Source organism: Allobosea sp. (genome assembly GCF_035944895.1).
Lineage (GTDB): Bacteria > Pseudomonadota > Alphaproteobacteria > Rhizobiales > Beijerinckiaceae > Allobosea.
The window spans coordinates 542,912-563,595 of sequence record NZ_DASZAT010000008.1; the positions used below are offsets into that span (position 1 = coordinate 542,912).

Annotated in this window: 18 protein-coding genes; 7 read left to right on the forward strand and 11 right to left on the reverse strand. The window is 68.4% G+C overall.

The window, feature by feature from the left end; translation table 11 throughout:
- Positions 1 to 55: 55 nt before the first annotated feature.
- From VGV58_RS14190 to VGV58_RS14225, 8 genes are all read right to left on the reverse strand, one after another.
- Positions 56 to 901: a sugar phosphate isomerase/epimerase family protein gene (locus VGV58_RS14190; protein ID WP_326874654.1), complete on the reverse strand. Its 846-nt coding sequence runs from the start codon at positions 899 to 901 to the stop codon at positions 56 to 58.
- 14 nt (positions 902 to 915) lie between these two features.
- A complete protein-coding gene (locus VGV58_RS14195; protein WP_326874655.1) occupies positions 916 to 1,530 on the reverse strand; it encodes an NIPSNAP family protein in 615 nt (204 codons plus the stop codon).
- A gap of 21 nt (positions 1,531 to 1,551) precedes the next feature.
- Positions 1,552 to 3,270, reverse strand: coding sequence for an FAD-dependent oxidoreductase (locus VGV58_RS14200; protein WP_326874656.1), 1,719 nt, complete (start codon positions 3,268 to 3,270; stop codon positions 1,552 to 1,554).
- Complete coding sequence (locus tag VGV58_RS14205) at positions 3,267 to 5,006, reverse strand: FAD-dependent oxidoreductase (RefSeq protein WP_326874657.1); 1,740 nt, start codon at positions 5,004 to 5,006, stop codon at positions 3,267 to 3,269. Before VGV58_RS14205 ends, VGV58_RS14200 begins: the two co-directional genes overlap by 4 nt.
- Before the next feature lie 9 nt (positions 5,007 to 5,015).
- A complete protein-coding gene (locus VGV58_RS14210; RefSeq protein ID WP_326874658.1) occupies positions 5,016 to 5,822 on the reverse strand; it encodes a shikimate dehydrogenase family protein in 807 nt (268 codons plus the stop codon).
- A 25-nt stretch (positions 5,823 to 5,847) separates the two neighbouring features.
- Positions 5,848 to 8,370 (reverse strand): branched-chain amino acid ABC transporter ATP-binding protein/permease, encoded by a 2,523-nt coding sequence (locus VGV58_RS14215; RefSeq protein WP_326874659.1) that lies wholly within the window; start codon positions 8,368 to 8,370, stop codon positions 5,848 to 5,850.
- Positions 8,367 to 9,236, reverse strand: a complete 870-nt coding sequence (locus VGV58_RS14220; protein ID WP_326874660.1) for a branched-chain amino acid ABC transporter permease — start codon at positions 9,234 to 9,236, stop codon at positions 8,367 to 8,369. Before VGV58_RS14220 ends, VGV58_RS14215 begins: the two co-directional genes overlap by 4 nt.
- Before the next feature lie 92 nt (positions 9,237 to 9,328).
- A complete protein-coding gene (locus tag VGV58_RS14225; protein ID WP_326874661.1) occupies positions 9,329 to 10,600 on the reverse strand; it encodes an ABC transporter substrate-binding protein in 1,272 nt (423 codons plus the stop codon).
- 201 nt (positions 10,601 to 10,801) lie between these two features.
- Between VGV58_RS14225 and VGV58_RS14230 the strand changes: the two genes are divergently transcribed.
- The 7 genes from VGV58_RS14230 to VGV58_RS14260 all read left to right on the forward strand — a co-directional run bounded on the left by VGV58_RS14230 (position 10,802) and on the right by VGV58_RS14260 (position 18,254).
- Positions 10,802 to 11,848: a Gfo/Idh/MocA family protein gene (locus VGV58_RS14230; RefSeq protein WP_326874662.1), complete on the forward strand. Its 1,047-nt coding sequence runs from the start codon at positions 10,802 to 10,804 to the stop codon at positions 11,846 to 11,848.
- Positions 11,849 to 11,852: 4 nt separating this feature from the next.
- The gene (locus VGV58_RS14235; protein WP_326874663.1) at positions 11,853 to 12,710 is read left to right on the forward strand and encodes an IclR family transcriptional regulator; all 858 of its coding nucleotides are present in this window, start codon (positions 11,853 to 11,855) and stop codon (positions 12,708 to 12,710) included.
- Between the two features lie 43 nt (positions 12,711 to 12,753).
- Entirely contained in the window at positions 12,754 to 13,611 is an 858-nt protein-coding gene (locus VGV58_RS14240; protein WP_326874664.1) for a sugar phosphate isomerase/epimerase family protein, read from the forward strand.
- A gap of 135 nt (positions 13,612 to 13,746) precedes the next feature.
- Positions 13,747 to 15,174 carry an FAD-dependent oxidoreductase gene (locus VGV58_RS14245; protein ID WP_326874665.1) on the forward strand — a complete coding sequence of 476 codons (1,428 nt, stop codon included), beginning with the start codon at positions 13,747 to 13,749 and terminating at the stop codon, positions 15,172 to 15,174.
- A gap of 107 nt (positions 15,175 to 15,281) precedes the next feature.
- Positions 15,282 to 16,334, forward strand: a complete 1,053-nt coding sequence (locus VGV58_RS14250) for an ABC transporter substrate-binding protein (protein WP_326874666.1) — start codon at positions 15,282 to 15,284, stop codon at positions 16,332 to 16,334.
- A 34-nt stretch (positions 16,335 to 16,368) separates the two neighbouring features.
- On the forward strand, positions 16,369 to 17,175 hold the full coding sequence (locus VGV58_RS14255) for an ABC transporter ATP-binding protein (RefSeq protein ID WP_326874667.1): 807 nt from the start codon (positions 16,369 to 16,371) through the stop codon (positions 17,173 to 17,175).
- Positions 17,172 to 18,254 carry an ABC transporter permease gene (locus VGV58_RS14260; protein WP_326874668.1) on the forward strand — a complete coding sequence of 361 codons (1,083 nt, stop codon included), beginning with the start codon at positions 17,172 to 17,174 and terminating at the stop codon, positions 18,252 to 18,254. Before VGV58_RS14255 ends, VGV58_RS14260 begins: the two co-directional genes overlap by 4 nt.
- A gap of 15 nt (positions 18,255 to 18,269) precedes the next feature.
- Here VGV58_RS14260 and VGV58_RS14265 read toward each other — a convergent pair whose 3' ends face one another.
- From VGV58_RS14265 to VGV58_RS14275, 3 genes are all read right to left on the reverse strand, one after another.
- Positions 18,270 to 18,959, reverse strand: a complete 690-nt coding sequence (locus VGV58_RS14265; protein WP_326874669.1) for a GntR family transcriptional regulator — start codon at positions 18,957 to 18,959, stop codon at positions 18,270 to 18,272.
- Positions 18,960 to 19,097: 138 nt separating this feature from the next.
- Complete coding sequence (locus tag VGV58_RS14270) at positions 19,098 to 19,913, reverse strand: sugar phosphate isomerase/epimerase family protein (RefSeq protein WP_326874670.1); 816 nt, start codon at positions 19,911 to 19,913, stop codon at positions 19,098 to 19,100.
- 10 nt (positions 19,914 to 19,923) lie between these two features.
- Entirely contained in the window at positions 19,924 to 20,664 is a 741-nt protein-coding gene (locus VGV58_RS14275; RefSeq protein WP_326874671.1) for an SDR family NAD(P)-dependent oxidoreductase, read from the reverse strand.
- Positions 20,665 to 20,684: the final 20 nt, after the last annotated feature.

Below are 20,684 nucleotides of genomic sequence, written 5' to 3' on the forward strand. Positions count from 1 at the left end.
GGCGAGGGCGCGCCGGCCGCATCGCTGGCCGGCCTGAGCCTTCGCTCGTTGACGCTCATGTGTCCTGGCGCAGTGAAGCGCCTTTGGTCACTGCCGCATCGCGTGCGGCCAGAGTGACTCGCGCCGCTGCCAAGGCCTGGCGAGCCCATTCGCGGACGCCGAGCTGTGCGGTACGCTCGAGATGCGGAACCTCGACGCTCACAGGCAAATCGGCCGGGAGCTGGCTGAAGATGCCGACGAGGTCGATGCCGCCTTCGCCGGGCAGCAGGCGGGCCTGCCGGGCGGTGTGAATCAGGCCTGCGGTCGTGGTGGGGATCTCGGCCGGTGCGTCGCAGAGCTGGGCATAGCTCAGGCGCGCGGCCGGGATCGCGGCGATGTCCGCGAGCGTGGTGCTGGAGCGGCCGGCATGCAACGCATCGACCAGCACGCGGCCATTGGGCTGTCCGGCCGCCGTGACGATGCGCAGCGCCGTTCTGGCGTCCGGCACGTTCGTCCACGGCATGAATTCGAGGTCTCCGGTCAGGCCATAGGGCGCCGCCGCCTCGCAGAAGGCGGCGAAGGAGGCGGTGAGGCGCGCTTCGTCGGGATCGTCGCCGGCGACCAGCACGGCGCGGGCCTGCAGCGCGCCGCAGACATCGAGGAAGGGCTTGACGGTCTCGACGGAGAAATCGGCACCGAGCCGGATGATCTCGACGTCGAAGACCGGGACGCCGCCGGCGATGGCGCGCCGGGTTTCGGCCAGCAGCGCGGCGTCCTCGATCAGCGGGCTGGTGTCGCCGCCGGGCGCAGCCGGCAGCGCGCGCAGGCCGACGGCGTCGTAGCCGAGCTCGGCGGCGAGCCGGACCGCATCGGGCGGACTCAGCGGCACGGTGGTGAGATAGGCGAGCGACATCAGCGGCATGATCGATACCCTTGTCAGGCGAGCGGCGAGATCGCGGTCGGCAGGGCGATCGTCGAATACATTTCGCCGGTCAGCCATTCCGGCCCGCCCTTCGGCGGCCAGATGCCCTTTGCGACCGAGTCGGCCCGGACGGCGGCGCGCTGGTCGAGGCTGGCGAAGGGCCAGATATGGGTGAAGCGCGGCGGGCCGTCGAGCGCGTACATGGCGATGACCAGCGGCGAGAGTTCGACGCGCGCCGGCACGGCGGCCTGCCAGGCGGCGATCGTCGCCGGCACGCCGCCATGCTTCAGCATATAGGTGCGGATCTCGTAGACGGCACCGAACTTGCCGGGCTGGACCGGCGGCAGGAAGGGGAAGGGCGCATAGCTGTCGAAGGCCAGCCCGGCGATATCCTCGCCGGCGCCGAACGGATTGCCGCTGGCGAGCAGGCGCTGGCGCTCGGACAGGAGCTCGGCCTCGTCGGCGAAGCCGCGCAGCACGATGACCTGGTTGAGCGTGCCGATCTCGCTCGCCCAGCAACCGAGCAGTCGGCCCTTGGCTTCCGGCGCCTTCAACGCGGCGTCGATCGCGGCAACGACAGCCCCGGCCTTGCCGAGGCGAACGGTGAGGGTGGCGATTTCATAGCGCATGGCGGGTCTCCGGGTGCGGGATCAGGAACGGTTGTTGGCGAGCGGAATGCCGCCGGCATGGTGGGCGGCGACGTAGCCGAAGGTCATGGCCGGGCCGAGGGTGATGCCACCGGCCGGATAGCGGCCGGCCATCATGCTCGACATGTCGTTGCCGACGGCATAGAGGCCCGGAATGGGCGCGTCGCGGTCATCGAGCACGCGCGCCTGCGCGTCCGTCCTGAGGCCGGCGAAGGTGCCGAGGCTGCCGGGCACGATCCTGACCGCGTAGAACGGCCCCGGCCCGAGCGGCGCGACGCAAGGGTTCGGCTGATTGTCGGCCGCGCCCTGGATGCGGTTGTAAGGTGTCTCGCCGCGGCCGAATTCGGGGTCGCGCCCTTCGGCGGCGGCGGCGTTGTAGATGTCGAGCGTATGGGCCAGCCCGGCGGCGTCGATGCCACAGGCTGCGGCGAGCTCTGCGATCGTGGCGCCGCGCTTGAGATAGCCGTTGCTCAGCCAGGACCGAACCGGGAAGGGACGCGGCCGGACGCGGCCGAGCCCGTAGCGGCGCAGGAAGCGGTGATCGCAGAGCAGCCACGCTTCAGCCGTCTCGCCTTTGGGCGTCGCGCCGAAGAGCGCCTGCATCACGTCGTGATAGGAATCGGCCTCGTTGCAGAAGCGCCTGCCGTCGCGGCGCACCATGAGCGCTCCCGGCTTGGCCCGCTCGACCAAATGCGGAAAGCGGCCGGGCTCGCCACCTGGCTTCGGCACCAGCGAGACCGGGGCCCAGGCGCCGGCATGCGTCAGGTCCGTCCGGACATGCCCACCTGCGGCCTCGCCCAGCCGAAGACCGTCGCCGGTATTGGCGCAAGGCGCGGCCGACCAGTGTTCCCGCCCGGTCGGCGCATGCGGGAAGAGTGCTGACTTGCGGGCGAGATCATGCGGAAAGCCGCCGGTGGCGAGCACGATGCCGCGCGTTGCCTGGATCGTTCGGCGCGTACCCTCGTGCTCGACGATCGCGCCGGAGATGCGATCGCCCTGGCGCAGCAGCTCCACCGCTGCGGTGCTCTTCTGGAGAGTGATGCCGAGATCATCGGCGGATTTGAGCAGGCGCGCGACGAGGGCGTTGCCATTGACCAGATGCAGGCCGCGGCCATGGCTGGCACGGTCGACGACGTGGCGCGCGAGCCGGCGCAGCACATGCAGGAAGGAGGGAAGCTTACGCGTCGCGTTGAGGAAATGCTGGAGGTCGGCGCCGGAGGCGATGTTCATGCCGAACGGCGCGATTTCCGCCAAGGGCGGGCGCAGATCGTGCAGGCGCGCGCCGAGCTCGCGCCCGTCGAAGGGCCTGGCGCAAAGCGAGCGGCCGCCGGTGCCGGCGCCGGGCGTGTTGCCGTGGAAATCCGGCATCAAATTGCCGTCGATGAAATCGACCGCGCTCTCGCGCCGGAAGAAATCGACCATGCGCGGCCCCTGCTCGATCAGCATGGTGATGAAGGCCTCGTCATAGCCCTCGCCGAGCTCGTGGCGCAGATAGGTGCGGATCGTCTCCTCGTCCTCGTCGATGCCGGCGGCACGGGCGAGCGGGTTGCGCGGCAGCCACATCCAGCCGCCGGACCAGGCGGTGGTGCCGCCGAAATGGCGCTCCTTCTCGATCACGACGACGTCGAGGCCGAGCACGGCGGCGGTCACGGCGCTCGCCAGCCCGCCGGCGCCGGAGCCGATCACCAGCAGGTCGCAGGAGCTGGGCAGGTCACTGCTCATTCCGCCGCATGCTCCGCGGCTGGAGCGCGCAGCCCGAGCGCATGGCGGATCGCGCACCAGGCGAAGGTGATGGCCGGGCCGATGGTGATGCCGGGGCCCGGATAGGTGCCGCCCATGATCGACTGCGCCTCGTTTCCGCAGGCATAGAGCCCGCCGATCGGCTGGTCGCCCTCGCCCAGCACCTGTGCGTTCTCGTCGATCACGAGCCCGGTCGCGGCGCCGATATCGCCGGGCGTCAGCTTGACCGCATAGAAGGGCGCGGTCGCGATCGGACCGAGCGTCGGATTGGGCAGGCCGCGCGAGGCGTCGCCGTTGACGCGGTGATAGTCGGTGGTGCCGCGGCCGAACTCCGGATCGACGCCTTTGCGGGCGTGATCGTTCATGCGGGCGATGGTTTCGGTGAGCGTCGCAGGGTCGATCGAGAGCTTGCCGGCGAGCTCGGCAATGCTCGCGCCTTCGACGAGATAGCCGTCGGCGAGGAAGGGCCTGAGGTCGCGCGTGCCCATCCTGACCATGCCGAGCCCGTAGCGCCTGAGACCCTCGGCATCGGTGATGATCCAGCAGGGGATGGTCGGGCGCGTGCGGTTCGCCTCGAACATGGCGCGGCTGAACAGGTGGTAGGAGGTGGATTCGTTGACGAAGCGCCGGCCGGTCTGGTCAACGCAGACGGTGCCCGGCTTGCTGCGGTCGAGCACGAAATGCGGGAAGACGGCGGTCGAGCCATCCGACCGTTGCCGCGTCGAGACCGGCGCCCAATAGGCGTTGTCGCGGCTGCCCTCGCCGAAGCGCGCGCCGAGCTTCAGCGCCAGGTCCTGCATCGCGCCGGTATGGCCGGGGGCGGCGGGGCTCAGCGCGGGCGTCGGTGTGTGGAGCATGGCGCCGCGGCGCTGCGGATGGCGGTTGAAGCCGCCGGCGGCGAGCACGACGCCGAGGCCGGCCGCGATCTCACGCTTCACGCCGCCCTGCTCGACGACGACGCCGGTGACGCCGTCGGGACCTGTCTGCAAGCCGGTGATCGAGGCATTGAGCAGGACGGTGCCACCATGCTGCTTCAGGGTCAGCAGCAGGCTGCCGATCAGGGCGTTGCCCATGACGAGCCGGGTGCCGCGCTTGCTGCGGAGGCGGTCGAGCCCGTAGCGGCCGAGGATCGTCGCTGCATGCTTGAACGAGGCCCAGGAGGTCTTGAGCTTGAGCAGATGGCCGATATCGGTGCGGTCGATCATCATGCCGCCGAACAAGGTGAATTCGGGGATCGGCGGGCGGATGCGCTGGAGATCGGCGCCGAGCTGGCGGCCGTCGAAGGGAATGGGTTCGAGGGCGCGGCCACGCAGGGTCGAGCCCTCGACATCCGATTCATAGTCGGGATGGGTGGGGTAGGGGCGGAAATGGACCGCAGTGCGCCGTTCCAGCGTGGCGATCGCCTGCGGCCCCGCGCGCAGGAAAGCCTCGCGCAGCCGCGCCGAGGAATGGTTGCCGACGACGCCGTCAAGGAAGCGGGCAGCCTTGTCGAACGAGTCCCCGGTCGCGACCCTTTCGGCATGCAGCGAGTTCGGGACCCAGGTCGTGGCGGCCGAGAGGGCGCTGGTGCCGCCGACATGGTCGGTGCGCTCGATGACCAGCACCGAGCGGCCTTCGATCGCGGCGAAGACGGCCGCCGCCAGCCCCGCAGCGCCGGAGCCGGCGATGATGACGTCGTAGGAGGTCTGTGCCGGCAAGGCCGCCAGTGTCGTGAACATCACAGAACCTCAGCCGATGCGCTCGCCGGCGAGCAGGAAGTCGACCATGGCGCTCTGCAGCGCCTGGTACATGTCGCTACCCGTAGAGGTCTTGCAGCCGCGCTTGCGGGCAGCCTCGATCAGCGGCGAGATGACGGGAACCGTGATGACGCAGCCGACGAAGGTTTCGGGTGCGAGCTTGTCAACCTCGACCGGCAGCGGATCGCCCGGCTTCATGCCGGCGGGCGAGGCGTTGGCGACGAGCTCGAATCCGGTCGGATCAGCCGAGCCGACGCGGACCTTTGCGCCGTTGCGGCCATCGAGGCGGGCGATGAGCCGGTCGCGGCGCTTGGCGTCGGCATCATGGATGGCGAGCTCGCGCACGCCGGCATCGACGAGGGCGAGCGCGATCGCAGAGCCGGCGCCGCCTGCGCCGACCAGCAGCGCGCGCTTGCCGGCGGGCTCGCCGCCATTGGCCTTGACGGCGCCGACGAAGCCGAGCCCATCGACGATGTCGCCATGCCAAGAGCCGTCCTTGCGCCGGCGCATGATGTTGACCGTGCCGAGGAAGTCGCCGCGCTCGGTGGCGCTGGCGCAATGGCGATGGCAGGCGAACTTGTGCGGGACGGTGACGATGATGCCGTCGCAGTTCGGCACATGGTCGAGCGCGCTGAGGAAGCCACCGAGATGCTCGGGGGCGACGCGCACCGGCGCGACGAGGCCGTCATGGCCGCGCGCGGCGAAGGCGGCGGTCATGCCGGCTGGCGACTTCACCTGCGCGATCGGCTCGCCGACGATGACATTGAGGCGCGTCGCGCCAGTGATGGTGATGCTCACGGGTCTTATCCTCCGGCTGCGGCGCTCAGGCCGCGCGAGTGTCCTGGGTTTCGACGACGCCGAGAAGGCGCGCCTGCAAGGCTTCGTCATGCTCGAGCTGGGCGGCGTCGCCGGCGAAGGCGACCTGGCCGTTGACCAGCACATAGGCGCGGTCGACGATCGGCAGCACGAGCTCGGCATGGTGCTCGACGATGACCATGGCGACGCGGCCGCGCAGCTTGACCAGCGCCTCCATGACCTCGTTGACCACGGCCGGCGCCAGGCCCTCGAAGGGCTCGTCGAGCAGGACGAGCTTGCTCGGCACCATCAGGGCGCGGGCGATCGCGACCATCTGGCGCTCGCCGCCGGAGAGGTTCTCGGCCTTGGCCGCCTGGCGCGTCCTGAGGCGCGGGAACAAGGCGAAGGCCTCCTCCAGCGTGATGCCGCCCGGGCGCTGCGCCAGGAGCAGGTTCTCGGTAACGGTGAGGTTGGGGAAGAGCCGCCGTCCCTCCGGCACCAGAGAGATGCCGAGCCGGTTGATCTCGAAGGGCCGCAGCTTGCGCAGCTCCGTGCCGGCGAAGCTGATCGAGCCTGAGTCGAGGGGCAGGCTGCCGGTCAGCGCGCGCAGCGTCGTGGTCTTGCCGACGCCGTTGCGGCCGAGCAGTGCGACAGCCTCACCCTCGCGGATGGTGAGATCGACCCCGGAGAGCACGGTGCTGCCGCCATAGCCGACGGCGATGCCCCTGGCGTCGAGCAACACCGGGCTGGCCGCGCCCGCACGCCGCGCCACGGCCGGAGCGGAGGCACGTTCGCCATCCTTGGCGGCGCCGAGATAGGCGGCGATCACCTCGGGATTGCGCGCGACCTCGGCCGGCTTGCCGTCGGCGATCATCCGGCCCTGATGCAGCACGGAGATGCGGTCCGAGATCGCCAGCACGCGGTCGATGTCGTGCTCGATCAGCAGCACGGCATGGCGCTGGGCGAGCTTGCGGATGAGGTCGGCGACGACGATGCGGTCGGCCTCGGCCAGGCCCGCCAACGGCTCGTCGAGCAGCAGCAGCTTCGCCTCGATCGCCAGGGTGACGCCGATCTCGAGCAGGCGCTTGGCACCATGGGGCAGGTCCTGGGCAAGCTCGGCGGCCTGGTCGGCGAGGCCGACGGCGTCGAGGATCGACCAGGTCCGGGCATTGATCGCCGCGTCGGCATGGGCATCGCGCAGCAGGCCGCGCGCGCCGATCCGCTGCGCCTGCACGGCGATGCGGACATTTTCGAACACGCTGAGGTTCGGGAAGATCGAGAGGATCTGGAAGGAGCGACCCATGCCGAGCCGGGCGCGAGCATGCATTGGCAGGCGCGTGACCTCGTTCCCCTCGAAGAAGACCTGGCCGCTGGTCGGCGGCAGCACGCCGGTCAGCATGTTGTAGAAGGTGGTCTTGCCGGCGCCATTGGGGCCGATGATCGAGTGCAGGACGAAGGGCTTGACCTGAAGATCGATCTCCCTGGCCGTGACGAGGCTGCCGAACTGCTTGGAGAGCTTGCGTGTCTCAAGGATCGGCTTGTCCGGATCCATCGCCTGGGCGGCGCTGACATAGGGCTCGATCAGCGCCGGCCGGGGCGGGATGCTGTTGCGGGTCAGCGTCCAGCGCTGCTTGCCGAACACGCGCTGAGCGAGGCCCTGGATGCCCTCCGGCGAGAGCAGCGCGAACAGGATCAGGACCGGGGCGAAGATCAGCCACCAGTTCTCGGTGACCGCAGAGAGCCGGTTCTCCAGGACGATGAAGGTGATCGCGCCCCAGAGCGGGCCGAGGAAATGGTGTACGCCGCCGAGCACCGTCATCAGCAGCGCGTCGCCCGCATGCTGCCAGCTCAGATTGTTGGCGTAGACGCCCTGCAGCAGGAAGGTCAGCAGCGCGCCGGAAAAGCCGACGAAGCCGGCCATGACGACGAAGGAGCCGAGCCTGAGCAGGTAGACGTTGAAGCCGAGGCTGCGGGCGCGCTGCTCATTGTCGCGCACGGCCTGGAGCGCCCGGCCGAAGGGCGAATGCACCAGCCGCCAGAGCAGGCAGATGCCGGCGACGACGGCCGCCAGCACGAAGAGATGGAAGGAGAGGTCGCTGGCGAAGCTGGCGCGGGCGACGCCCTGCAGGCCGTTCTCGCCGCCGGTGACCGCCGTCCATTTGAAGGCGACCTCGAAGGCGATCTGCGAGCAGGCCAGGGTCAGCAGCGAGAAATAGAGGCCCTTGCGGCGCAGGATCAGCGCCCCGAGCACGAAGGCGAGCGCCAGCGAGAACAGCACGGCGAGCACGATGCCGAAGAGGTCGTTGCTGATCCGCCCGAGCACGAAGAAGGCGGCGGCATAGCTGGCACAGCCGAAGAAGACCGAGGCGCCGAAGGGGACGAGCCCGGTATAGCCGACGAGCAGGTTCACGCCCATGCCGTAGAGCGTATAGATCGCGATCTGGGTGATCAGGCCGATCGGCGCGCCGAGGCCGAGCCAGAGCAGCGTCAGGCCGGAGAGGACGAGGCCGGCCCAGAGGGCGGGATGCGCAAGGAAGCCGCGGGCGTTCATTCGAAGCGCTCCCATTTTTCACCGAAGAGGCCACGGGGACGCACGAGCAGGATCGCCGCCATCAGCACATACATCGCCGCCCCCGACCATTCCGGCTGGAACTGGATGGTCATGGCGATGGTGACGCCGACGAGCAGGCCGGCGACGATCGCGCCGGCATAGGAGCCGAGCCCGCCGATGGTGACGATGACGAAGGCCGGCATGATCGCGCTCGCCGCCATCGTCGGGGTCACTGTCCAGAGCGGCGCGGCGAGGAGGCCGGCAAGGCCCGCGAGCAGGCAGCCGATGCCGAAGACGAAGCTGAACACCACCGGCAGGTTGATGCCGAGCAGGCCGACCATCTCGGCATCGCGCGAGCCGGCCCGGATGATCCGGCCGAAGGGCGTGTAGGTCAGGAAGGCCCAGAAGGCGACGAGGGCGGTGACCGTCACCAGCAGCACGAACATCCGGTACTTGGTCAGGAGGACCGGCCCGTATTCGACGAAGCCGGAGAGGAAGCGCGGCGCGCTGAATGGCAGCGGCGCGCCGCCGAAGATCATGCGCAGCACCGCCTCGAACAGCAGCGCCAGCGCGAAGGTCAGGATCAGGCCGAGCAGCGGCTCCTTGCCGTAGAGATGGCGGATCAGCACGATCTCGACCAGCATGCCGAGCGCCCCGGTGACGAGGGGGGCGAGCAGTGCCGCCCACCAGCCGAATTCGCGCGCCAGCACCAGCGCCACATACGCGCCGACGGCGAAGAAGGCGCCATGGGCGAAGTTCACGATGCCGAGCAGCCCGAAGATGATCGAGAGGCCGACGGCGATCAGCACATAAAGGAAGCCCAACACCAGGCCGTTCACGGCCTGGGACAGGATCATATCGAGCATGGCAGGCGCTCCTCGAGCGGGCGCGGCGAGGGAAGAAGAAGGGACCGGCCGGCGCGTGGCTCGGCCGGCCCTTCATCCGGCTGGGCGGAGCGTCAGAGCGCGTCCATCTTGCAGGCGCTCTCGGCCTGCGAGCCGAAGGCCTTGTCGATGTCCCCTTGCGTCTTCGGCAGCTCGGCTTTGATGTCGAAATAGTCCCATTTGTCGGTGATCTTCGGCTTGATGCCAGCGATCAGCAGGCGGTTGACCATCTGGTGGTCGAAGTCGCGATAGTGGACGTCGAGATCGCCGCGCTTGACCTGCCATTTCTCCAGCGCGGCGACGATCGCCGCCGGCTCGGTCGATTTGGCGGCCTCGATCGCGTCGAGCAGGCTCTTCATGCCGAACCAGCCCATCCAGGCCTTGTCGGCGGCGGGGCGGTTGTATTTCTTCTCATAGGCCGCCGCCATCGCCTGCTCTTCCGGCGGATTGTTCGGGTTCTTGTAGTACCAGGTCAGGGTGTAGAGCCCGTCCGCAGCCTCCGGCCCGACGCCCCAGAGATCGGTGTTCCCCACCGAGATCTCGGCGAAGGGGATGCGCCCGCGCATGCCGAGCTCGTTCCACTGCTTCAGGAAGGTGGTGAGGTCGCTCGCCGCGACGCCGCCAATGACGACGTCGGGCTTGGCAGCGCGGATCTTCAGGATGAAGGAGCTGTAGTCGGGCGTGCCGACCGGGACCTCGTCGGCGCCGACGATGGTGATGCCATTCGCCTTGGCATAGGCCTCGAAGGCCTTCTTGATGTCCTGGCCGAAGGCGTAGGCGGCTGTCAGCAGATACCACTTCTTGCCGATCTCGCCGCAATAGGGCGCGAGCGCGCGGACATGCACCTCGACCGGCGGCTGCAGGCGGAAGGTGTACTTGTTGCAGGACTTGCCGGTGAGGTCGCCGGTGGCGGCATTGGCGGCGATGTAGGGGATCTTGGCCTTCTTCGCCACGGCCGAGATGCCGAGGGCGAAGGAGCTCAGCGCGCCGCCGACCATGCCGACGACCTTGTGCTCGCCGACGAGGCGCTCGGCGTTCTGCTGGGCACCCTGCGGGTTCGGCTCGTCGAGCCAGACGATCTCGGCGGGGCGGCCGAGCAGGGTGTTGTTGCGCTGCTCCAGCGCCAGCATGCCGCCCTGGGCGAGATATTCCGACTGATCGACGATGCTGCCGGTCTTGGCCCAGATCATGCCGATCTTGATCGGCTCGGCCGCGGCGGCGTTGCCGATATAGGGCATGCCGAGCCGGGCCGAGACGAGGCCGCTCGCGCCGAGCGAGCCGGCGCCGAGGAGCAGGCTCCGGCGCCTGATGGTGGAAATCCGCTGCGGCTTGTCTGCGTCGGTCACGACGTCCCTCCCTGCGTTGGCGTTCCCCGGAAGCCTTGCCTGGCTCCGATTGGCTGGCTCCGCGATGCGGGCCGGCGGCGATCCTCTAACATGATTGGAATAGAATTCCAGTCCTATTTTCAAAATTGGAATCTTGTTCCAGTTAGCTTGACCGCGGGCACGACCAGCGGGATAAGGAGGGGCAACGCAGGAGGCAGGCCCATGGCGCCATTTTCAGTCGGGATCGTCGGGGCCGGAGCGATCGGCCGTCTGCATGCGGACGTGATCGCGAAGACGGATTTCGCGGTGGTCGCCGGTGTCGCCGATCCCACCGATGCCGGCCGGGCCTATTGCGAGGAGCGTGGCCTGCGCTGGTTCAAGGACCATCACGCCCTGATCGCGGCAGGTGGCGTCGAGGCGCTGATCGTGGCGACGCCGAACCAGACCCATCTGCCGATCGGTCTCGATGCGATCGCGCAGGGGATTCCGGCGCTGATCGAGAAGCCGGTCGCTGTGACGGTGGCGGAGGGGGAGGAGCTCGCCGCCGCCTCGGCCCGGGCCGGCGTGCCGGTCCTCGTCGGCCATCACCGGCGCTACAACCCGATCATCGCCACCGCGCGCGAGACGGTGCAGAGCGGCGGGCTCGGGCGATTGACCACGGCCACGGTGCTCTACACCTTCTACAAGCACGACGCCTATTTCGACCTGGCCTGGCGGCGCGAGCCCGGCGGCGGGCCGGTCCTGATCAACCTGATCCACGAGATCGACCTGATCCGCTTCATCTGCGGCGAGATCGCCGCGGTGCAGGCCGTCACCTCCGACCGCATCCGCGGCCTGCCGGTCGAGGACACCGCGGCGGTGCTGCTCGAACTGGAAAACGGGGCGCTGGTGACGGTCAGCCTGTCCGACACTGCGGTGACGCCGTGGAGCTGGGACCTGTCCTCGGGTGAATTGCCGAACTATCCGGCGCAGCCGGCACCGGTGACCTCGCATTTCCTCTCCGGGACGGAAGGCTCGCTGACGCTGCCCGGGCTCGATCTTTGGCGCTATGACGGTGAGAAGAGCTGGTTCGCGCCGATCTCACGGCAGGCGCTGCCGATCACGCGCGAAAGCCCCTATCTGCGCCAGCTCGGCCATCTGCGCGATGTCGTGCGCGACGGCGCCAGGCCGCTGATCGACGCCGCCGATGCGACCCGCACCTTGCGGGCCACTCTTGCCGTCCTTGAAGCGGCGCGCCAGAGACAACGCCAGGAACTCCATTATGGATAGGGCCATGGCGAAGAAGCTCGTCGCTGACACGGAAGAGGCCGAGGCCGATCAGGCTCCGAGCGGGCTGCTCGAGCGGACTCTGGGAGTGATCGAGCTTCTCGCCGCCCATGCGCACGGGTTGCCGCTCTACGAGATCGCCGAGCGGCTCAGCATTCCGCGCAGCGCGACGCACCGCGTCCTGACCAGCCTGGTCGAGCGCGGCTATGTCCGGCAGGAACGCCATCACGGCATGTACCAGCTCACGGCCAAGATCGCCTCGCTTGCCTTCAGCTTCCTGGCCGGGAGCGGCATCACCGATCTCGCCCAGCCGGTGCTCGACCAATTGGCGCGCGAGACGGCCGAGCTGGTCCGTCTCGCTTTGATCGACGGTCGCGAGCTGATCTGGGTGGCGAAATCGCAGGGCTCACCCTTCGGGCTGCGCTACGACCCCGATATGGGCCAGTCGGGCCGGCTCTCCTGCTCGGCCAGCGGTCACGCCTGGCTCTCCTGCCTGCCGGAAGGGGAGGCGCTGGCGATTGTCGAGCGCCAGGGCTACGGCTCGCGCGAGGAATTCGGCCCGAAGGCGCCGCAGACGCCGGCCGCTTTGCTCAAATATCTGCGCCAGGCGCGCAAGCGCGGCTTCAGCATGGTGAGCCAGACCTACTCGCCTTGGATGAGCGCGACGGCGGCGCCGATCCGCAGCGCCCAGAGCGGCGAGGTCATCGGCGCGCTGGTGATCGCCGGGCCGCATATCCGCTTGACCGAGGAGAAGATGCTGACCTTCTCGCCGATGCTGCTCAGCGCCGCCAGGGAGCTGTCGCTGGCGCTGGGGGCGAGCCCGACGCTGGTCTCGCATCAGCCGCGGGGGCCCTTCTTCGGCTGAGGCCAATCTTCACGGGCGAGCTTCACAGGGACGAGTGAGAGACATGCAGCTGGCGGCCCATACCTTCGGTTTCGTCTGGCAGGAGGAGGCGGAAGCGGCGATCGCGGCGCTGGCCGACGCCGGTTTCCGCCGGATCCAGCTGATGGCGACGCCGCCGCATTTCGATCCGTGGCGCGAGGACGAGGCCAGGACCGCGCGGCTGCGCCGACTCATTGCCGACCATGATCTCGATCTGCTGGCCGCGGACCTTGCCAGCAGCGACATCAACCTCGCCAGCGCCGCTCCCGAGGTCGTCGCCTTCTCGGTCGAGGCCTATCGTCGGCTGGCGCTGCGCTGTGCCGAACTGGGCGCGCGCCATGCTTGCGTCGGCTCCGGACGGCGCCATGCGCTGCTGGCCAAGGCCAATGACCGGCTGATGCAGAGCTTCCGGCCGGCCTTCCGTCAGGTGGTGGAGGACGCACGAGCGGCTGGCGTCGGCGTGATCCTCGAGAACCATCCGCAGGGGCTGCTCGACAGCGCCGCGACGATCGCGCGCTTCCTCGACGAGGAGGGCTATGATGACATCGAGGTGATCTACGACGTCGCCAACGGCTTCGCGATCGGCGAGGACCCGGCCGAGGGTTTGCGCTTGCTCGCCGGGCGCATCGGCATCGTCCACCTCTCCGACAGTCCGGCCGGCCAGTGGCGGCACGATCCGATCGGCAGCGGCGCCATCGATTTTTCCGCGATCAGGCAGGAGCTGGAGCGCCAGGGCTATGCTGGGCCGGTGGCACTGGAGATCCTGTCCGAGGCGCCGCTCGCCGGGCTGCTCGACGGGGTGGTGCGGCTGGCGGCGCAGGGCTGGCGCTTCGACGGACCGCTGCCGAACGCTGGCGAACTCGGCCGTCGCGATGCAGGCTGAGCGCACGGCACCATCAGCAAATTCATTTGAACGCGGCGCGGCGGCAACCTTATCCTCATCGCCATGAGGCTGCCGCCGGGCGCTGCGCACGATGCCGCGACGATGCTCGGTCATGAGCCGCCAGGGAAACGCATCATGGGATCGATGGAAGGCGAGGGAGGACGGCTGTTCTTCCGCTCCGAGACCTTCGACACGCAGAAATTCGAGCGTCGCAGGCCGTCTGACAAGACGGTGGCGGAGCCGGCGCGCAGCCTTCCCGTCCATACCGAATGCGACGTGCTGGTCGTCGGCGGTGGGCCGGCTGGCACGGCGGCTGCGGTCGCGGCGGCACGGCTCGGCGCCGATGTCGTGCTGCTCGAGCGCTATAACCATCTCGGCGGACTCTCGACCGGTGGGCTCGTCATCTGGATCGACCGGATGAGCGACTGGCAGGGCCGGCACGTCATCCGCGGCTTCGCCGAGGAATTGCTGTCGCGCCTGACGCGCGACAAGATCGCCGGGCCGGAGCCGGCGGAATGGGGCTCGCATGATCCCGGGCGTGTCGCCTATTGGGGTCAGCGCAACGCCGCCTTCAACGGCACGGTGACTCATGCGCCGACGCTGGATCCGGAATGGCTCAAGGCGGAATCGCTCGCCATGGTGCTGGAGGCCGGCGTCCACCCGATCTTCCATGGCTGGGGCGCGAGCCCGATCATGGAGGGGCGCGGCGTCGCCGGCTGCGCCTTCGAGAGCAAGGAGGGGCGGCGCGCCATCCTCGCCCGGGTGACGGTCGATGCCACCGGCGACGGCGATCTCTATGCCGGCGCAGGTTCGGCCTATGACACCGAGGTCGATACCCGCGACATCCATGGCTGCATGAACACCTCCTGGCTGTTCGGCGGCGTCGACATGACGGCCTTCCTGCGCTTCAGGGCCGAGACGCCGGAGCAGTTCACGCAGTTCATGGCGCGTGGACGCGAGGCGCTCGGCTTCTTCGACAAGCCCTCGGTGTCCTGGCGCGACGACATCGCCGTGTTCATGGGGCCGCGCTTCGCCGGCTATTCGGCGCTCAAGGTCGAGGACCTCTCCGAGGTCGAGATCAGGAGCCACCGGCTGATGTTGGAGCATCTCGCCTTTTACCGTGCCCATGCGCCGGGCTTCTCGGATGCCTTCATCATGCTGTCGGGCTCGCAGCTCGGCGTGCGGCATGGCCGGCGCCTCGCCGGTCGCGGCAAGCTGACCCGCGAGAACTGGGACGGTGTCGTGGCGCCCGACGAGATCGGCGTCTCGCCCTCGCTCTCGCCGAAATTCGCGAACATCTCGGTGCCCTATGGCGCGATCGTGCCGCGCGAGATCGACGGTTTGCTGGCGCCCGGCCGGCATCTCTCCTGCGACGCCACCAGCCATTCCTTCATGCGCGAGATCCCGCAATGCTGGCTGACCGGTCAGGCTGCCGGCGTCGCCGCGGCCATCGCGGCCGACCGGGCGCTGGTGCCGAGCGCGGTGCCGATCGCCGATCTCAGGGCGGCGCTCAAGCTCCAGGGCGCCTATCTCAGCGAGGCTCCCGCCATGGCGGAGGGATGAGCATGCGCCTGTCGCGCGGTTGACGAGAGCTCATCAGCAGGCCGAAGAAGCTTGCCGGGGATGAATAGGAAGGCGGCGCCAAGTCGCCACCAAGGGAGGATGTGAGGATGTCGTTTGGATTTGCCCGTTGGCGCAGCGCCTGTGCCGCCCTGGTCCTCGGCCTTGCCGGGGTCTCGTCCGCTCTGGCGCAGGCGCCTGTGCTGAAGCCGCTCGATCCGCCGCAGGCGGTGCGGGTCGCCTATGTGCCGATCACCAAGTTCGCCACAGCCTATGTCGCCGAGGCGCGCGGGCTCTTCAAGAAATACGGGCTCGACGTCAAGCTGGACAGCGTCAAGTCCGGCACCGAGGCGATCGCCTTCCTCGACAAGGGCTCGGTCGATGTCGGCGGCATTGCGATCGTCGCCTCGCTCTGGTCAGCCTGGAATCGCGGGCTCGACATCAGGGTGATCGCGCCCGGCGCGCTCGATCCGATGACGGACGGGCCGACCAAGCTGATCGTCCGCAAGGACCTGATCGAGAGCGGTGCGGTGAAGGGTGTCGCCGACCTCAAGGGCAAGCGCATTGCCGCGGCCGGCGGGCCGGGCAGCGGCGGCGAATACTTCGTCAGCAAGGCGCTGGAGAGTGCCAAGGTCAGCCTGCGCGACGTGCAATTGCTCAATGTCGGCAATGCCGACATGCCGGCGGCGATGGAGGGCAAGTCGGTCGATGCGGTGCTGACCTCCTCGCCCTATTCCGATCAGATCCTCAAGGCTGGCACCGGCAAGCTGCTGGTGCAGGACATCACGCCCGGGCTGATGACGGTCGCCTTCGTTGCCTCCGGCAAGTTCCTCAAGGATCGGCCGGAGGTGGCCGAGCGCTTCGTCCTGGCGATGGCCGAGGCGGCCCGGCTGATGCAGGGCGCCGACTATCTCTCGCAAGCCAATATGGACGCCTATCTCAAGTTCACGCCATCGACGGCTGAGGCGATCAAGGGCGGCGGCGCCATCGTCTTCGATCCGAACATGGCGATCCCGACCTCCGGCCTTGCCGATATCGAGCGCGTCCATCGCGAGAACGGCCGGACCGAATACGAGAAGCCGCTCGACATGGCCAAGGTCGTCGACGAGCGCTTCGTCACCAAGGCGATCGAGACCCTCGGCAAGGCCGCTCCCGCCAAGTGAGGAGCGGCAGGCCGCCTGCCCGGAGGGCGACGCGATGACGAGCGCTGTGCACGCCGTAGTCGCGCCGAAGATCGGCGCGCGCAACGTCAGCAAGCACTATCCCACGGCCGATGGCGTCATGGTCGCGCTGGAGGATTTCTCGCTCGACGTCGCGGACGGCGAATTCGTCTGCATCGTCGGTCCGTCCGGCTGCGGCAAGTCGACCTTCCTGCGCATGGTCGCCGGGCTGGAATCGATCTCGCAGGGCGCGATCGAGATCAGGCCGGGCGCGGATGCGAACAAGCCGCTGAACAGCGTCGTCTTCCAGGAGTATGCGATCTTCCCCTGGAAGACGCTCGCCGACAATGTCGCCTTCGGCCTGCAGATGCGCGGCATCGGGCGCAAGGAGAGGCTCGACACGGCGCGCTTCTGGCTCGACCGCGTCGGCCTGTCGAAGTTCGCTGACTACTACCCGCACCAGATCTCGGGCGGGATGAAGCAGCGTGTCAGCATCGTCCGGGCGCTCGCCAACGATCCCGAGGTGCTGCTGATGGACGAGCCGCTCGGCGCGCTCGACGCCCAGACCCGCGTCGTCATCCAGGAGGAATTGCTGCGGATCTGGGAGGAGACGCGCAAGACCGTGCTCTACATCACCCACAGCCTCGACGAGGCCGTGCTGCTCGGCGACCGCGTCATCCTGATGAGCGCCCAGCCAGGCCGGCATCTTGCGACCTTCAGGATCGATCTGCCGCGCCCGCGCAGCATCGCGACGACCAACCTGCCGGCCTTCGCCGAGTATCGCGCTGCGATCTGGGAGAAGCTCAGCGCCGAGGTGACGCGGGCGATGGAGGCGCGGCCATGACCGTTACCTCCGCCAACGAGACCGAGATGGGCCGGGAGACCGCGGCCCGCGCGACGGGTGGCAGCAACGACAAGCGCGCCCTCGTGCTGCTTATCGCCGGCGGCCTCGCTGCCCATGCCCTGCTCGCCGTCCTCGGCCTGTGGCGCGACTTCGCCTGGCCGGCGATCGGCCTCAGCTTCACCCTGCTGGTGCTGATCGGCGAGCGCGCCGGCCGGATCGTGCCGGTGCGGGGCAGGGGCATCTATGAGCGCACGCTCGCCTTCGGCTTTCCGGCCTTGGTACTACTAGTCTGGCAGCTCGCCGGCGATTACGGCCTGCTCAACACCACCTGGTTCCCGCAGCCCTCGCGCATTGCCGCCGGGCTCTGGGACCTGACGGTGCGCTATGATCGCTTCTCCGGCACCAGCCTGCTGGGTCGTCCCTGGCTGATTCCCGAGGTCTATGCCGCGGACGGCATGGCCGGCGTCTGGAAGCTGCTGTCGGAAAGCCATCTCCTGGCGACGGTCGGGCGCGTGCTCGGCGGCTTCCTCCTGGGGGCGGTGCCGGGCGTATTGCTCGGCGTCGTCATGGGCATGAACCAGACGGTGCGGCTGATGCTCGATACGACGCTGTCGGCGATCTATGTCCTGCCGAAGATCGCGATCTTCCCGATCGTGATGTTGATGTTCGCCGACCCGTTCGGCGAAGCCCCGAAGATCGTCGTGGTCGCGCTCGCGGTCTTCATCCTGATGGCGATCAACACGATGGCCGGCGTCCGCGGCATCGACAAGGTCTACCTGATGGCCGGGCGCAATTACGGCGCGCGCGGCTGGTCGATGCTGCGCCATGTCATCCTGCCCGGCGCCATGCCGGTGATCTTCGCCGGCCTGCGTATCGCGCTGGGGACGGCGATGATCGTGATCATCTCGGTCGAGTTCGTGCGGGCCAAGCAGGGCGTCGGCTACATCACCTTCTACTATTGGGAAGTGCTCAACCCCGAGAAGATGTATGCCGGCCTCGTCGTGGTGATGGCGCTCGGCGTGCTGCTGACCTACGGGCTGCAATGGCTGCAGCGCCGGCTGATGCCCTGGCAACGCTGAGGGCTCGGCGGCGGCTCAATCCAGCAACGGGCTGAACTGGTCGAGCGAGGAACTGCGCGAGGCCCGGCCGCCCGTCGCGCGGCCGGCCGGCAGCGTGATTGCATAACGCTCCGTCATCTTCAGGATGTGGGTCGAGATCGCCTCGATCGCTCCGGGAAGATCGTTCCGTTCGAGCTTGTCGATGATCTCAAAGTGCTCCGCACTGGCGTCGTTGCGGATCGTGCCGGTGGAATTATGCGAGCGGATCGCTGAGACCTTGCCCGATACCAGCCGATAAGCATCGATCAGATAGCTGTTGCCGCTGTTCTCGATCAGAGCCCTGTGAAAATCGGTATCGGCATTGGCGCTGCCGTAATGATCGTCGGCGAGGATCGCCTCCTGCATCCTGCGGGCGGCGGCGATCATGGCGGTCAGGGTTTCGGTCCGCTTGCGGGCCATAGCGAGGCTCATCGCCTCGGTCTCGATCATGCGGCGGAACTCGCAGAGATTCTCGATATCCTCCCGCGTCGGCAAGAAGACGAAGCTGCCGCGCTGCGGCCTGATGTCGATCAGCCCTTCCTGCTCCAGCGCCGTCAGCGCCTCATGGACCGGGCTGCGGCTGACGCCGAGCCGGGAGGCGAGCTTGTCCTCCGACAAGGCATCGCCGAGCTCGACCTCACCCTCGAGAATGGCCCGGCGCAATCGCTCGGTGACGCGCGCCGTCAACAGCCCTCGTGGCCTTGCATCCACTGTGATGGACCTCCTCGACCCTATCGGATGCCGGCTCGTCCCGAATGAGGCGAGCGGCATCCGTAATCCTGTATCGTCAGTCAGAAGAGCGGTCTTCCGGCAGGCGGCTTTCTGTCAAGTTGCAAGTGAATCGAGGAATGCTCGCGTCGCCTGCATCCCCCGCTTCGCCTTGTCGATGAAACTCAGCCCCGCGACGCTTTCATGCGGGGTCTCGACGCTGATCCAGATGTCGCGCGGGAGCTCTGCCATCAGCTCCTTGAGCCAGAGATCGCCCTCGCCCGGCAGCAGCCGGGCGCCGCGCGCCTCGGCGATGGTGTCCGCATTGCTGGCAGGCTGCGCGGCCGGCGCGTCGCAGAGCTGGAGATAGAGGACGAGGTCGTCGAGCGCCGCGACGCTGGCCGGGCTGCCACCCGAGCGCGACAGGTGCAGCGTGTCCAGGAGGATGCCGACATTGTCGCGGCCGGAGGCTCGCGCCAGCTCGGCGGCGCCTTCGATCGTCGCTGCCGAGCGCCAGCGCATGAACTCGATGGCTATCTTGATGCCGTGCCCGCTGGCGACATCGGCGATCCGTCCGAGGTTGTCGGCGGCGCGCGCCTGTTCTGGGTCTTCCGAGGCGATCTGCATCAGGGGCATGCCGAACTCGGCTGCAGTCTCGATCACCGGCAGCCAGGCCTCGACATTGGTCTGCGGCAGCAAGGTGAAGACCTCGCCGTCGAGGAAGCTGACGCCGAGGTCGGCAGCCACGCTCCTGATCTGCCGGATCAAAGCCTTGTCCCCGACGATCGGGTGGGCGAGCTCGAGGCCATGCGGCGCGATCAGCCTGAGGCCGGCAGCGTCGTATCCGGCGGCGGCGGCAGCTTGCACATGCTCGACCGGCGGACAGCCAAAAACGGTCAGATAAGCGAGCGAGAGAGGGTAGCGTTGATGCACGGCGAAGTCCTCAATAGGTCGCGCGGCCGCCGGAAATGTCGAAGACCGCGCCTGTCGAGAACGAGCACTCCTCCGAGGCGAGCCAACCGACCATTGCCGCGACCTCTTCCGCCTGGCCGAGCCGGCCCATCGGGATCTTGGCGGTGACGAAGGCCTTGAACTCCGGCGTCAGCTGGTTGAGCATCTCGGTCTCGATCGCCGCCGGCGTCACGCAGTTGACCACGATCGGCGTGGCCGCCAGCTCCTTGCCGATCGACTTGGTCAGGCCGATCACGCCGGCCTTCGAGGCGGAGTAGGCGACGGCGTTCGGATTGCCCTCCTTGCCGGCGATCGAGGCGAGGTTGACGATGCGGCCATAGCCGGTCTTGAGCATCTCGCGCACCGCCGCCTGGCAGCAATGGAAGACGGCATCGAGGTTGAGCGACATGACGAAGCGCCAGCCCTCGGCCGGATACTCGGCGAAGGGGGCGAGCGGGCCGTTATGGCCGGCGCAGGTGACGAGGATGCCGAGCGGGCCGAGATCGGCCACGACTTTTTCGGTAGCGGCAGCGACCGCCGCGGCATCGGTGACGTCGACCTTGTAACCCCTGGCGTTCGGCAGCTTGGCCGCGGCCTGCTCGGCGCGGTCGGCGTCGATGTCCCAGATCGCGACCTTGTGCCCCTTGGCGGCGAGCCGCTCGGCGATCGGGAAGCCCAATCCGCCCGCTCCCCCGGTCACGATCGCGACCCGGGCCGTTTGCGCTGCCTGCATCTGTCTTCCTCCCTGTCGGA

Coding starts and splice junctions, on each gene's coding strand:
- VGV58_RS14230 (WP_326874662.1), top strand. CDS start 10,802: ATGGCGCCATTTTCAGTCGGGATCGTCGGGGCCGGAGCGATCGGCCGT.
- VGV58_RS14215 (WP_326874659.1), bottom strand. CDS start 8,370: ATGAACGCCCGCGGCTTCCTTGCGCATCCCGCCCTCTGGGCCGGCCTC.
- VGV58_RS14235 (WP_326874663.1), top strand. CDS start 11,853: ATGGCGAAGAAGCTCGTCGCTGACACGGAAGAGGCCGAGGCCGATCAG.
- VGV58_RS14240 (WP_326874664.1), top strand. CDS start 12,754: ATGCAGCTGGCGGCCCATACCTTCGGTTTCGTCTGGCAGGAGGAGGCG.
- VGV58_RS14260 (WP_326874668.1), top strand. CDS start 17,172: ATGACCGTTACCTCCGCCAACGAGACCGAGATGGGCCGGGAGACCGCG.
- VGV58_RS14245 (WP_326874665.1), top strand. CDS start 13,747: ATGGGATCGATGGAAGGCGAGGGAGGACGGCTGTTCTTCCGCTCCGAG.
- VGV58_RS14200 (WP_326874656.1), bottom strand. CDS start 3,270: ATGAGCAGTGACCTGCCCAGCTCCTGCGACCTGCTGGTGATCGGCTCC.
- VGV58_RS14220 (WP_326874660.1), bottom strand. CDS start 9,236: ATGCTCGATATGATCCTGTCCCAGGCCGTGAACGGCCTGGTGTTGGGC.
- VGV58_RS14205 (WP_326874657.1), bottom strand. CDS start 5,006: ATGTTCACGACACTGGCGGCCTTGCCGGCACAGACCTCCTACGACGTC.
- VGV58_RS14275 (WP_326874671.1), bottom strand. CDS start 20,664: ATGCAGGCAGCGCAAACGGCCCGGGTCGCGATCGTGACCGGGGGAGCG.
- VGV58_RS14195 (WP_326874655.1), bottom strand. CDS start 1,530: ATGCGCTATGAAATCGCCACCCTCACCGTTCGCCTCGGCAAGGCCGGG.
- VGV58_RS14190 (WP_326874654.1), bottom strand. CDS start 901: ATGCCGCTGATGTCGCTCGCCTATCTCACCACCGTGCCGCTGAGTCCG.
- VGV58_RS14250 (WP_326874666.1), top strand. CDS start 15,282: ATGTCGTTTGGATTTGCCCGTTGGCGCAGCGCCTGTGCCGCCCTGGTC.
- VGV58_RS14255 (WP_326874667.1), top strand. CDS start 16,369: ATGACGAGCGCTGTGCACGCCGTAGTCGCGCCGAAGATCGGCGCGCGC.